The organism is Pseudoalteromonas sp., assembly GCF_036960685.1.
Classification (GTDB): Bacteria; Pseudomonadota; Gammaproteobacteria; order Enterobacterales; family Alteromonadaceae; genus Pseudoalteromonas.
Map to the genome: position 1 here is coordinate 18,430 of NZ_JBALXK010000017.1, position 13,469 is coordinate 31,898.

11 protein-coding genes and 1 tRNA gene are annotated in these 13,469 nt (G+C 40.8%); 3 read left to right on the forward strand and 9 right to left on the reverse strand.

Features of this window, described 5'->3' with window-relative positions; genetic code table 11:
* Positions 1–3: 3 nt before the first annotated feature.
* Positions 4–531, reverse strand: coding sequence for a YaeQ family protein (locus V7783_RS14125; protein WP_335679252.1), 528 nt, complete (start codon positions 529–531; stop codon positions 4–6).
* Positions 532–681: 150 nt separating this feature from the next.
* On the opposite strand from V7783_RS14125, the gene V7783_RS14130 reads away from it, so the two are divergent.
* Positions 682–3,078 carry a TonB-dependent receptor gene (locus V7783_RS14130; protein ID WP_335679253.1) on the forward strand — a complete coding sequence of 799 codons (2,397 nt, stop codon included), beginning with the start codon at positions 682–684 and terminating at the stop codon, positions 3,076–3,078.
* Between the two features lie 80 nt (positions 3,079–3,158).
* Here the strand turns inward: V7783_RS14130 and V7783_RS14135 are convergent, their stop codons facing one another.
* The 7 genes from V7783_RS14135 to V7783_RS14165 all read right to left on the reverse strand — a co-directional run bounded on the left by V7783_RS14135 (position 3,159) and on the right by V7783_RS14165 (position 8,506).
* Positions 3,159–3,776, reverse strand: coding sequence for an FKBP-type peptidyl-prolyl cis-trans isomerase (locus V7783_RS14135; protein WP_335679254.1), 618 nt, complete (start codon positions 3,774–3,776; stop codon positions 3,159–3,161).
* A 104-nt stretch (positions 3,777–3,880) separates the two neighbouring features.
* Positions 3,881–4,267, reverse strand: a complete 387-nt coding sequence (locus tag V7783_RS14140; protein WP_335679255.1) for a hypothetical protein — start codon at positions 4,265–4,267, stop codon at positions 3,881–3,883.
* Positions 4,268–4,316: 49 nt separating this feature from the next.
* Positions 4,317–4,407: transfer RNA gene (locus V7783_RS14145), tRNA-Ser, on the reverse strand.
* Between the two features lie 101 nt (positions 4,408–4,508).
* Entirely contained in the window at positions 4,509–4,886 is a 378-nt protein-coding gene (locus V7783_RS14150) for a hypothetical protein (RefSeq protein WP_335679256.1), read from the reverse strand.
* 197 nt (positions 4,887–5,083) lie between these two features.
* Positions 5,084–5,632: an NAD(P)H nitroreductase gene (locus V7783_RS14155; protein ID WP_335679257.1), complete on the reverse strand. Its 549-nt coding sequence runs from the start codon at positions 5,630–5,632 to the stop codon at positions 5,084–5,086.
* Positions 5,633–5,802: 170 nt separating this feature from the next.
* Positions 5,803–6,480, reverse strand: a complete 678-nt coding sequence (locus tag V7783_RS14160; protein WP_335679258.1) for an HvfX family Cu-binding RiPP maturation protein — start codon at positions 6,478–6,480, stop codon at positions 5,803–5,805.
* A 64-nt stretch (positions 6,481–6,544) separates the two neighbouring features.
* Positions 6,545–8,506, reverse strand: a complete 1,962-nt coding sequence (locus V7783_RS14165) for an NADPH-dependent 2,4-dienoyl-CoA reductase (protein ID WP_335679259.1) — start codon at positions 8,504–8,506, stop codon at positions 6,545–6,547.
* Positions 8,507–8,725: 219 nt separating this feature from the next.
* Between V7783_RS14165 and sppA the strand changes: the two genes are divergently transcribed.
* Complete coding sequence (gene sppA, locus V7783_RS14170) at positions 8,726–10,591, forward strand: signal peptide peptidase SppA (protein WP_335679260.1); 1,866 nt, start codon at positions 8,726–8,728, stop codon at positions 10,589–10,591.
* Positions 10,592–10,660: 69 nt separating this feature from the next.
* Positions 10,661–11,671: an asparaginase gene (ansA, locus tag V7783_RS14175; RefSeq protein WP_335679261.1), complete on the forward strand. Its 1,011-nt coding sequence runs from the start codon at positions 10,661–10,663 to the stop codon at positions 11,669–11,671.
* Positions 11,672–11,732: 61 nt separating this feature from the next.
* On the opposite strand, the gene gndA is transcribed toward ansA, so the two are convergent.
* Positions 11,733–13,106 (reverse strand): NADP-dependent phosphogluconate dehydrogenase, encoded by a 1,374-nt coding sequence (gene gndA / locus V7783_RS14180; RefSeq protein ID WP_335679262.1) that lies wholly within the window; start codon positions 13,104–13,106, stop codon positions 11,733–11,735.
* Positions 13,107–13,469: the final 363 nt, after the last annotated feature.

Genomic DNA, 13,469 nt, shown 5'->3' on the forward strand with positions numbered 1-13,469 from the left:
CTATTAGTGCCAATCAAATTGTTTGGTTTCATAGCAATGCACTTTATCACTGATCATTAAACTACTTTCATCAATGATGACATCCCAATTTAAACTGCGCGTTAAATCCATTTGAATATCGTCAACAAACTGCTGATCAATTTCGATAATATGACTATTTGCGAATAACTTTAAGCGTGCTTCTGACTCAATTAGCCACTGACTATTACTAATCGTTAGGACTAGTAATTCGTCAACTTGCTTCGCTATTTTTAGCAGTTGCTCAAGATTAGGCTGTTCGACACTTAACCACGTTTTATAATGCTCATCCAGTGCTTGAATACCGACATCTGGTTGTAGTCTATCGGAGAGTTTATTGAGCACTGCATGGCTGTCGTAAGATAAAAGACAATACCCTACTAGCTTTAAAACAAAATGCTCGAGTGTTTCATTTTTTGTTAAAGCTGTGGTAAATACCTCTTGATGATTACGCTGCTGACGTAAGTCTGCAATGCTAAATCGTGCTTTAAAGATCCGGGCTTTATCAGACATAACACTCACCAAACTAGTGATTATTTCTACTAGAGTATAGCGCTAAGTAATGAAAATGTGTTTATTTTAAAGTTATGGTATAACATTATTGATCGGCACAAATGATGGTGTTATATTATATCACAACATAATAACCACGATGTAGTAACCATGATCCGACATTCTTTAGTATCCACTGCAATTATCTCTGCTTTAAGTTCTTTTTCTGCTCATGCCGCGGTTGTAACAGGCCAAGTTTTAGATGACAAAAATCAACCGATCAGCCAAGCCGACGTCCATGTACATGGTAAAGCTCAAACAATAAAAACTGATAACAATGGCCAGTTTAGTATTAATATCGACGCGAATAGTCAATTACATATTAGTAAAGATAATTATGTTGATGCCCGCATTGCAGTTAATGAAGCAAGCCCAGCATTACACGTTACCCTTATTCCAACCTCTGTTGAAACAGTAGTGGTATACGCCTCTGCCTTACATAAAAATAGTTTAGAAATGATTTCACCAGTCAGCGTACTCAGTGGTGATGAACTACGCAATAAAGCAAAACCAACTTTAGGCGAAACTTTAAAAGGTCTGCCAGGTGTAAATGCCAGCTATTTTGGCCCAGTTTCTTCAAGCCCTATAATCCGTGGTTTAGATGGCCCCCGTGTAAAAATCACTCAAAATGGTTTAGACAGCAGCGATGCATCTAGAATTGGACCTGATCACGCAACCTCTAATGACAGCCTAGCAGCTGAACAGATTGAAGTTTTGCGAGGCCCTGCGACGCTACTTTATGGCTCAGGTGCAATCGGAGGTGTTGTTAATGTGGTTGATAACCGTATTCCTACCGATAATATTGAACAATTGACCGGTGCAGTTGAATACAGTCACGATACGGTATCAAACGCCAACACCTATGCTGCCAAGCTTGAAACAGGCCATAACAACTTTAATTTCCATTTTGATGGTACCAAACGCACTGGTGATGACTACCAAACTCCGCGTTTTAACTTACCTGAGGAAGAGCACGAAGATCATGAAGGTCATGACGAAGAAGAGCATGAAACAGCAACGTCAGTTAAAAATACCTTTATCGATAGCCAAACCGTAAACTTTGGTACTAGCTATGTAGGTGACCATTTAACGTTAGGCGTCTCTTATGGCCGTATAGAAACAGATTATGGTATTCCAGCACATAGCCATGAACATGGTCATGATCACGAGCACGAACATGCCCATGAAGATGGTGAAGAAGAAGCTGTTTATGCACGTGTTGAGCAAGATCGTTGGCAAGGTTTAATGAGCTATGCATTGCATAACAATTGGATTGAAACCATTAATTTACGTCTTGGTTATACTGACTATCGCCATGCTGAAATTGAAGATGGCGCGATTGGTACAATCTTTAGTAATGAAACCACTGAAGCACGTTTTAATGTTGAGCATAAACTAGGGAACTGGCACGGGATGGCGGGCTACCATTTTAGCGAGTCAAATTATGATGCTGATGGTGAAGAAGCCTTTACACCTGCAAGTAAAACCACGACTAATGCATTGTTTATTTTAGAAGAGCAACAGTTTGGCGACGTAACTGTTGAGCTTGGTGCCCGTTTAGAAGACTATAATATTGATAGCAACGTTGATGCTTCAGCGCATGACCACGACCATGGCCATGCTGATGAGCATGCTGATGAGCACGAAAATGAAGTAACAGCTTACAGTAAAAGTTTTACAAATCTAAGCGCTTCGGCAGGTGCCATTTGGCAATATACACCTGGCCAAAGTGTGTCTCTTAGCGTGTCACATTCTGAGCGTGCTCCATTATCAGCAGAACTGCTTTCAAATGGTGTGCATATTGCCACTGGAACCTATGAACTCGGTTTAGGCTACGTGATAGAAGACGGTGAAATTCACTTCGAACCAGAGAATATCAAACAAGAAACATCAACCAATATTGATTTTGGCTTTAGACGTTTTAGCGGTGATTTTGGTTATACCGTTAACTTTTTCTATAACGACATTGAAAACTTTTACTATCAGCAAAATACAGGCTTAGTGTTTGATGAAGAGCATGGCCTTGAGGCTGCAGAGCCTGGTCACGATGATGGTATGGCTGTTTATCAATTTGTTAGTAAAGATGCAAAATTATACGGGATTGAGTTTGACGCACATTATCAACTTAACGCCAATGCCATGGTTAAATTATTTGGTGATTCAACGACAGCAAAACTTGCTGATGATGAAGGGAATTTACCGCGTATTCCTGCGAACAAATTAGGCTCTGAATTACAATATACTATTAGCGATTGGCAATTTAGCTTAACGGGCACTCACTACTTTGAGCAAAATGACATTACAGCCTATGAAACAGCGACTGATGGTTACACATTAATTGATGCACAAGCAAATTATCAATTAACTGTTGGCCCTGTCGATACGCAGTTTTATGTCAACATTGATAACATCACCGATGAATTAGGTTTTGTACACAGTTCCTTCATTAAAGATCAAGCGCCATTACCAGGGCGAAACTTTAGACTTGGTGTTCGTGGATACTTTTAATTTACCGTAACACAAGTATAAAAAAAGCCACCTTAATCATCTTAAGGTGGCTTTTTATTTACTTAAAAAGTAAATAACTATTAAAGAATAGCGTGTAACTCAACATCAAATACAAGCGTCGAGAAAGGTGCAATCGCAGCACCGGCACCACGTTCACCATAAGCAAGCTCATGAGGAACATAAATACGCCATTTAGTGCCTACTGGCATCATTTGTAATGCTTCAGTCCAACCTTTGATAACGCCACCAACTGGGAATTCAGCAGGCTGACCACGCTCATAAGAGCTATCAAAAACAGTACCGTTGATAAGTGTACCGTGATAATCAACACGCACTGTAGACTCTGCAGTTGGCTTTTCGCCTTCACCTGTTGCAAGTACTTCGTATTGAAGACCAGACTCAGTAACCGTGATTTCAGCACGTTTTGCATTTTCTTCTAAGAACGCAATGCCTTCAGCTGCTAATACTTTAGCTTCTTCTTCACGACGAGCTTGAATTTCAGTGTTGATTTTTTCAAATGCAGCTTGGATCTCTGGGATTTCAACTTGGAATTCGCCACCTGCATAAGCATCTTTCATGCCTTCAAACACTGAATTTAAGTTTAAGCCTTCAAAAGGGTTAGCTTTAAGTTGCTCACCCATTTGTAAGCCAATACCGTAACTTGCTTTTTCAGCATCTGTAGTAAAATTATCTGACATAATGTGTTTCACGTTTTGTTTATACCAACCTTAAAAACGTTGGTATCAGTTAAAAGACGCGCCTATGCTATCATAAAAAAAAGCCCTTTTGGGCTTCTTTAAGATTAGTTTTTAGGGAGTTTTCGCTTTATAAAGCGCATCGCGAAAGTAAATACTGGCAAGCTGATTAAAATACCAGCGAGTAATGGGCGACTCAGTAATGCTTGCGGACCAACGAGTATAACGGGAACCACTAACAAGCCAAAAACGCCGATATAAATTGCTGCAATTTCAGGCCAATGCTTATCATATTTGGTGATCAAATGGGCTGATAACACATTAAAGCCTAAGCAATACGCCATAGCCGTAACTAATACCTGCTCAGGTTGTGAATCAATGGCCATTTTAACTAACAAATTAATAGCGCTGTGATAGCAATAGCCAAATACAGTCCATAACAACACATGCTTGAGTACCCGCTGAGTTGTCGTTAATTGATTTTGTTCTGACATGGTAAACTCCAGATAGCAAAAAGCCGCCCATAAGGCGGCTTTTTAAATATGGTGGAGAGATAGGGATTTGAACCCTAGATGGGCTACAAACCCATGCCGGTTTTCAAGACCGGTGCATTCGACCACTCTGCCATCTCTCCGTACGGCGCGGATAATAGGGTTTACTCGCCTTGTTGTAAAGCCCTAAAAGTAAAAAATCTAAATTAATTGCAGCTATGCCACTATTGCGGCGAAAAATAACTCAATAGTACTGTTTTGGTCGTTTTGCTATCCACGAACATAATAAACACACTAACAAGCTAAAAGTCACAAAACTTAAACCTTGAAATATTAAGTCATAACGATTGAGATCATCACTTGGCACCAAGACCAATACAAAGGCAGGCAAAATACTCAGCACTAAAACATAAAAGCACACTTTGAATGCTCTACCAAAATCAAATCGTCTGGTACGTTGCATCCACCACGCTAATATAAAGACGATACCTATTGATGACATTGCGATTAGATGAGGAGTCTGCGTACTAAATGCGGTGTACAGAGTGATCACGGCACCTACAAAGCCCCATAAAGACCAAGTAAGCCATTTTTCTTTTTCACGTAAAAATAAATTTCCCATTGTTCTCGTCTTTTTTATCGTTATTGTTATAAGACATTCCATACACTAACAAAAAACAACAGATTAAAAAACAAACCGAAGAAGAATAATTGCCTGCATCCTAGCGCTTCTCACAGCCAACGTTTAGCTAAGTTAAGTTAGCAAAAGCAACCTTAATCTAGTATGACTGTGATAGCGCCGACAAGTTCATTTTAAATTTATAACATACTGAAAAAGTCGTCTGCTTTATGCCGCGCAGGCTTAGTGCAATCAACAACCGCAGTGCCTAGATATAGATAACCCACTATTTCATCTTGCTCAGCAAGACCAAGTGCCTTTTTCACAGCTGCACTTTGAGCAAAATACCCAGTGCGCCAAATACCAGCTAATCCTTGTGCAAACGCGGCCTGCTGCATTGCGAATACGGCACAACCGGCACTTTGCACTTGTTCAATTCGAGGTACTTTTGGGTGTGCTTGATATTTTGCCACTGCAATAATGATCATCGGTGCTCGCTGTGGTAATTCTTTTGCACGACTGATCGTTTTTTCATCTTGTTGTTCTGCAATAGCACTTTGATAGTAAATTTCACCTAAGCGGTCGCGCCCGGCTTCCTCTACTATAAAAAATTGCCAAGGCGCTAAGCCACCATGATCGGGAACTTTTAAGGCAGCCTTTTTGATGTTGTCTAATTGTGCTTGATTGGGCCCAGGGAAACTTAATTTGGGATCAGATTGACGAGTTAATAACAGCTCAATAGCGTCCATAACAATTCTCTATTTGAAAAAGAAACAAGCATAGCATTGATATGGATCGCTGAGAAAGTTAGAAAGTTAGAAAGTTAGAAAGTTAGAAAGTTAGAAAGTTAGAAAGTTAGAAAGTTAGAAAGTTAGAAAGTTTGCAGTGAGTGCTGCAAACTTACAAACAAATATCGCGATTATTCGAGCCTTTTTCGTAACCAGTGATCCACACTCACAAAGCGTCCACCACCAGTAAAAAACAAGCTTAGTAACATAGCAAAATAGATGGCTGAAAACTCAATGCCATTATTTAAAATAGACGGTTTACCTTTTTCATACAGATAATCTGGAAAACCATGCTCTTCTACTAGGGCGCGAATTTTACCAATACGTTCTTGTACAGCGAGGGAATTATCAAGGCTTTCTTGGGCACCGGGGACAGCTAACCAATTAAGTACTTGCGCAGCACTGGTATCTGGATCTGTCGGCGCAATCGCAAACCAGCCATTGTGCCAATGTACGGAGGTTGCGGCAACGACCATAGTAAACATCAGCGGTATGCTCACCAGGCGGGTTAATAAACCCACTAAGAGCAGCCAGCCACCTAGAAACTCACTCCAGCCAGCTAAGAAAGCCAGTAAATCAGGAAAAGGTAAGCCCAAACCCCAATCAGCGTTGCCAAACCAAGCAACAACATCAGGTGAAGCTAAAAAAAATTCAAAAAAGCCATTATCACCACCACTTATATTCAGCTTATTATAGCCTGCGATGATCATGACAGGCGCCAGTATCAATCTAAATAGTAAAGCAGGAATACCATCAAATATGGCTATTTTTTGCAGTAAGGTTTTATATTGTGAGATCACTTTATTCATCGTAGCAGTCTAATCTTTTAAAATGTATTAAATAAAGACCGCTACGATGGAAAGTTTATTTCAGTTAAATTTTACGTGCCACTTGTAGCGCTTCAAAAATAGCTCGTTTAGCATCAATCGCTGTTGCTAACTTAGCCCCACCAATCACATGCACTTTTGGGTTATCTGCTAATTGCGACATTAACTCATTGTTAGACACTTGACCGATGCAAGCAATAACCGTATCAACAGGTAAAACTTGCTGCTCCCCTGCGACAGTAATTTTCAAACCTTGTGCATCAAAGTGATGGTACTGACAATCAGCAATTTGTTTTACACCGTGTTGCTTTGCAACTTGGCGATGTATCCAACCGGTAGTTTTGCCAAGTTCGCTACCAAAGCGCCCTGCACTGCGTTTGAGCATAAATAATTGGCGACTGTCTTTATGTGGGCTTGGTTCGCACTCAATGCCCCACTGGGTTTTAAATTCACTGATAGTTTGATTTTTATGTTCACTTAAAAAAGCGACCATATCAAAGCCAATGCCACCGGCACCTAAAATCGCAATCGATTGGCCTAATTCAACCTCACCACGGATCACTTCATCGTAAGAAAAAACCCGTTTATCATCAGCGCAAGTAAAGTTTGCTTCACGCGGACGTACCCCCGTTGCAAAAACCACATCATCGTATTGCTCAAGCATCTCATCCGTAAATGCAGTATTAAGTGTTATTGTAACCTTAAGACGCTCAAGTTCATTTATAAAATACCGCAAGGTGTGATTAAAGTCTTCTTTGCCGGGAATTCGCATCGCTAAGTTAAATTGCCCGCCCATGTCGGCATTTTTATCAATAAGGGTGACTGTATGGCCTTTTTGCGCCAAGTAACAACTGGCTGATAAACCTGCAGGTCCAGCGCCAACAACCAATACACGTTTTGCTTTTGCTGTGTGCTCAAGCGGGTAATCTAGTTCAAAGCCGGCTTGCGGATTAACTAAACAGGTTGCTCGCTTACCTTTAAACACATGATCTAAGCACCCTTGGTTACAGCCAATACAAATATTAATTTGCTCGCTGTGTTGTGCTTGGTATTTATTAAAAAACTCAGGATCGGCAAGCAGTGGACGTGCCATCGAAATTAAATCGGCATCCCCTGCGTTTAAAATTTCATTGGCAATATCAGGAGTATTAATACGATTTACAGCGATGACAGGAACAGACACCACTTCTTTTAAACGTTTTGAGGCTTCTTTGAATGCACCTGGTGGCACCATACTGGCAATTGTGGGCACTCTCGCTTCATGCCAACCTATACCGGTATTAAATATATCAACACCGGCTTGCTCCAAAGCTTTAGCTTGGATAGTGACCTCTTCTGGTGTTGAACCATTTGGGATCAAATCCATCACGGATAAACGAAAGATAATTAAAAACTCTTTATTTACTTTTGCACGTACCGCGTTGACAATCTCTAACGCTAAACGCATGCGGTTCTCTAAGCTACCACCATATTCGTCGGTGCGTTTATTTGTATGCGGCGCCATAAACTCATTAATCAAATAGCCTTCAGAGCCCATTACTTCAACACCATCATAGCCTGCTTTTTGCGCTAAATAGGCTGAATGAGCAAAATCTTTGATGGTTTTTTTAATAGCACCAACAGACATCGCTTTAGGTTTATAAGGGTTGATCGGCGCTTGAATTGCACTGGGCGCTTGGTTAAATGGATGATAGGCATAGCGACCAGCGTGTAATAATTGTAAGCAAATCTTTCCGCCATGCTGATGTACAGCCTCAGTATAAGCACGGTGCTTAAATACATCGTAATAGCTATTAAAAGAGGAAGAAATGGGGGTTAACTTACCACGTAAATTAGGACTATAACCACCAGTGATGAGCATTGCAGTGCCGCCTTTTGCACGTGCTTCATAAAAAGCACGCAGCCGCTTTCTGTTGTGCCAGCCCTCTTCAAGCCCTGTGTGCATTGAGCCCATCACTAAGCGATTGCGTAATTGTGTGTGTTTTAATTGTAGTTGTTGTTCTAACATCCTCTGCCCCGTTAACTGGTCTAACCTCTATACATTAGCGAATTCTGCTTGATTGGCAAGTAATAAGCAACAAAAGCACTAAATTATGTACTATTTCAGCATTTAAGCTCACTAACATGGTAGCTGATAAACACTTCGTTACGATTTAACAGTTAAATAAATTTTTATTCTAGGCTAAGATGGTGCTAGATATAAGTTGTACCAGACTAAGGATTTATTTTGATTGCAAAGCTGTTTAAAGGACTGTGGACAGGAATTAACTTTTCTCGTCGTTTAGTTCTCAATTTTTTATTTATACTAATTGTGATTCTTTTCATTGTCTCGATAGCCAGTGATGGTGATGAAATTAAAGTTGCTGACACATCCGTGCTCAGGCTCAATCTCAATGGCCCTATCGTAGAAGAAAAAACTTACGTAGATCCGGTAGAAGCGGCCATCAATGATGCAACAATGGGTAATGATGAACCGGCTGAAATCTTACTCGATGACATTATCGAAGTAATTGATCAAGCGACCAAAGATGAACGTATCAGTGTTATTTTGCTTGATTTACAAAAAATGCCAAACGCGCATTTAAATAAATTAAAGCAAATCACACAAGCGCTTGATCGTTTTAAAGCAGCTGATAAAAAAGTCATTGCATCTGGCTATTATTATTCACAAGCGCAATATTACCTTGCTGCTCACGCCAATGAAGTATCAATGCACCCATACGGTGGCGTTGAAATTCAAGGTTTTGCTATGTATCCACTGTATTTTAAAGATGCCCTTGAGAAGCTTGGCATCACTCAGCATATTTTCCGTGTTGGCACATTCAAATCCGCTGTTGAACCGTTTATTCGTAATGATATGTCTGATGCAGCAAAAGAGGCCAACAGTGTATGGTTAGGTGCATTATGGCAAGAATACAAGCAAGATGTTGCTGCGGTACGCCCGTTCGATGAATCTAACTTTGATGAAACAATGGATGTATTCCTTGCAAAAATGCAAGCAGTCAATGGTGATTCAGGTCGCTATGCTCTAGAACACCAATGGGTTGATTCATTAAAAACCAATCAGCAAGTTCGCCAAGAATTGATTGCATTAGTTGGCACTGAAGAAACCGGTAAAACCTTTAATCAAGTTTCGTTTAACGAGTATTTGTCATTAATTAAGCCACCTATTGAGTTTGATAACCCAGTAACCGAAAAAGTCGCTGTTGTTGTTGCTCGCGGTACAATTTCTGACGGTGAACGCAAAGCCGGTGAAATCGGTGGTGATTCTACAGCCGCATTACTTCGTAAAGCACGCTTAGATGAAAAAGTTAAAGCAGTGGTTCTGCGTATTGATTCAGGCGGTGGCAGTATGTTTGCTTCTGAAGTTATTCGCGCTGAAGTACTGGCACTTAAGGCAGCTGGAAAGCCAGTAATTGCCTCAATGAGCTCTGTGGCTGCCTCTGGTGGTTACTGGATTGCCTCTGCAGCCAATGAAATTTGGGCCGCACCTAGCACTATTACCGGTTCAATTGGTGTGTTTGGCAACTTTATGACCTTTGAAAACACCATGGCTAAAATTGGTGTGTACTCTGATGGTGTCGCCACCACTGAAATGGCAGGCTTATCAGTCACCCGCCCATTGAATGAGAAAATGGCGCAAGTTATCCAACTGAGTGTTGAAGATGCCTATCAGCGCTTTTTAGAAGTGGTTGGTGAAGCACGTAACATGACACCTGAGCAAGTTGATAATATTGCCCAAGGCCGTGTGTGGATAGCAAGTCAAGCGCAAGAGCTGGGCTTAATTGATAAGCTTGGTAATAAACAAGACGCTATAGAAGCCGCTGCTGAACTTGCTAAACTTGATTTTTACGAAGTCAAAACTATTAAGCATAGCCTTTCTGGGCAAGAGCAATTAATGCAAGATATTTTTGGTAACGCATCAGTAAAAGCATTTATAGGCTCGCAAAGTACCTTGCAAAATGCCCTGTCTAACCAAGCATCAATCAATGGCTTAGTTAAGCAGTTAACCTCGGAGGTTGAAAGCTTGCAGGATTACAACGATCCGCAAGGCATTTATGCTCGCTGCTTAGTGTGTAATATTTCGCAATAAATAGTGTATAAGCTGTAATCGCAGCCACTAATCGTTATACTAAGCCCAGTTTTTTTACTGGGCTTTTTTATGAAACGTAAACGTATTTATATCGCATACACTGGCGGTACAATTGGCATGAAAAAATCAAGCCGAGGCTATATTCCTGCAGAAGGCTTTTTAACGCAAACCGTAGCAAACAATGCTGAATTTAATCGTGATGAAATGCCTTTATTTGATATTCACGAGTATTGTCCGCTTATTGATTCGTCAGATATGTCCCCTGCCCATTGGCAATTAATTGCAGAAGATATTAAAAGTAAATACCAAGACTATGATGGTTTTGTCGTATTGCACGGTACCGATACCATGGCCTATACCGCCTCGGCACTGTCATTTATGTTTGAAAACTTAACAAAACCCGTGATTGTTACAGGCTCACAAATTCCACTGTCACAATTGCGTTCTGATGGCCAAGTCAATTTACTAAATGCCATGTACTTAGCGGCTAATTACCCAATTGCTGAGGTTAGTTTATTTTTTAATAATCAATTATTTCGCGGCAACCGTGCGACAAAAGCACATGCTGATGGCTTTGATGCCTTTGCCTCACCAAACCTAGAGCCACTGGCGCTATCAGGCATTAACATTCAATTATTAAAAGGTCAGTTAAGCCCCTACGTTGAAAATGAACTACAGGTAACCAATATCACACCACAACCTATTGGGGTGTTATACCTATATCCTGGGATAAGCCATGCTGTGGTTAAAAGTCTAGTAAACGATAATATCAAAGCCCTAGTATTATTAAGCTTTGGTGTCGGCAATGCGCCGCAAGATCCAGACTTTTTAGAGATCCTTTCAAGCGCTAGCAAACGCGGCATGGTTATTATCAACCTCACGCAATGCCTAAAAGGTCATGTTAATATGGGCGGCTATGCAACCGGTAATGCCCTACTAAACATTGGTGTGATCAGTGGTTACGATATGACACTGGAAGCATGTCTCACAAAATTACATTACTTATTCAGCCAAAAGCTTGAAATAGAAACGATTCGCCATCTGATGCAGGATAACTTACGTGGTGAGTTAAGTAGGTAAGAATTTAAAACTAAAAAGGCACGCTAATTAGCGTGCCTTTTATTTAAACCACTTGGTCTAATTAACGAACTTTCGCGTCAATATCGACTAAATCAGTTAAATGACAAACTTCACCACTGTGGGTTTTAATACCATGCTCGCCGAAGTAATCTCGTTGTGCTTGTACTAAATGACCATTACTTGGCGTAGTAAGCGTTGCAAAGTAGGTTTGCGTTGAACTTAACACCGGAAATGCTAAACCAGTCATCATTGCTTGGCCTGCTATCTTACGCAGTGCTAACGACTCTTTCTCAAGTGTATCGATAAACTCAACACCATCAGCAATATTATCTAAGTAATCAGCACGGATAATACAGCCAGCACGCCATGTTTGTAGCGTTTTAGACAAATCTACTTTCCATTGATGGGCACGCGATGCACCTTTAATAAGCGCAAGGCCTTGGCGATATGCCAATAAGCTTGCAAACAAGAAAGCATCTTTAAGTTCGTCTAAATCAAGCTCAACTTGCGACGTTGATTTAGCGGCGTAGGTCATTTCTTTTGCGGCGTGAGTGTCGCCGGTATTGGTCAAATGACGTGCTTGCACAGCAGCAACAAGTGATGGCACCGCAATGCCAAGCTCTAGTGCATTTTGTGCGGTCCACAAACCCGTGCCTTTGGCGCCGACTTTGTTATCTATTAAATCAACTAGCGCTTCATCCGCATCGGTTTCTAACGATAAGATATGACTTGAAATAGACAATAAATAACTATTTAGTGATCCTTCAGACCATTGATTAAAAATCTCAGCAACTTCTTGTGGTGTACGGTTTGTGCCTAAACGTAGTAATTGATACATTTCTGCAATTAATTGCATTAATGCGTATTCAATACCGTTGTGCACCATTTTAACAAAGTGACCACTGGCTGATTGACCGACCCGTGCAAAACACGATTCGCCTTTGTAGCTAGCAGCAACTTTCTCAAACCATGGCTCGACACGCTCCCAGCCACCTTCTGAACCACTTGCCATCATTGCAGGACCATGTCGAGCGCCTTCGGCACCGCCAGAAATACCCATAGTGGCAAATTCAAATTTATTTTGATATTTCAGTTTACGCGATATGCCGTCTTTATAATTACTATTCCCGCAATCAACAATAATGTCGTCGCAATCAACGCCCGCTTCAACTAATTCGTTACACACTTTATCAACTAACTCACCTGCTGGTACTAATAACAAGATTGAGCGAGGCGGCGTTAACCGTTTTACCATATCAGCTAAATCAGACACAATGTGCAGACGATCTGCCATGCCTTGTAATTTAGCACAGCTTAATAGCTCTTCGCCCGCATCTGGGTTTTTATCATAAGCTACTAGCGTCATACCCTGTTCTATCAAGTTCAGAGCAAGATTTTTACCCATAACGCCTAACCCGACTAATGCAACTTGCATTTAGTGTCCTCCTCGGTAACAACTATTGGTTAGTAAATGAAAATAATACCGCGCGCATTATATACCCAAGCCACTTAAAAATGCGAGCTTAGACAACAGATACCGCGCTATACGCAGCAAAACACACAAGATAGAGCAAATTATATCAAACAACGCCTCCCACAGGGGAATTTTCCTTGTATGGATTTCTGAGCCGAGCATTGACGAGACCTGACACCGGTGTCATAATGTGGTCATATTTTTTGTATAAAATTATGACAGCCTAATAAGTAACACTGCATTGAATAATGTATTGGCTGAGCATAAAAACTGTAATATGCGTGTTAGTTAAAACGGCATATATAAATAACGAAAAACCGTCAA

Coding starts and splice junctions, on each gene's coding strand:
- V7783_RS14125 (WP_335679252.1), bottom strand. CDS start 531: ATGTCTGATAAAGCCCGGATCTTTAAAGCACGATTTAGCATTGCAGAC.
- V7783_RS14150 (WP_335679256.1), bottom strand. CDS start 4,886: ATGGGAAATTTATTTTTACGTGAAAAAGAAAAATGGCTTACTTGGTCT.
- ansA (WP_335679261.1), top strand. CDS start 10,661: ATGAAACGTAAACGTATTTATATCGCATACACTGGCGGTACAATTGGC.
- V7783_RS14165 (WP_335679259.1), bottom strand. CDS start 8,506: ATGTTAGAACAACAACTACAATTAAAACACACACAATTACGCAATCGC.
- V7783_RS14160 (WP_335679258.1), bottom strand. CDS start 6,480: ATGAATAAAGTGATCTCACAATATAAAACCTTACTGCAAAAAATAGCC.
- V7783_RS14130 (WP_335679253.1), top strand. CDS start 682: ATGATCCGACATTCTTTAGTATCCACTGCAATTATCTCTGCTTTAAGT.
- V7783_RS14140 (WP_335679255.1), bottom strand. CDS start 4,267: ATGTCAGAACAAAATCAATTAACGACAACTCAGCGGGTACTCAAGCAT.
- V7783_RS14135 (WP_335679254.1), bottom strand. CDS start 3,776: ATGTCAGATAATTTTACTACAGATGCTGAAAAAGCAAGTTACGGTATT.
- gndA (WP_335679262.1), bottom strand. CDS start 13,106: ATGCAAGTTGCATTAGTCGGGTTAGGCGTTATGGGTAAAAATCTTGCT.
- V7783_RS14155 (WP_335679257.1), bottom strand. CDS start 5,632: ATGGACGCTATTGAGCTGTTATTAACTCGTCAATCTGATCCCAAATTA.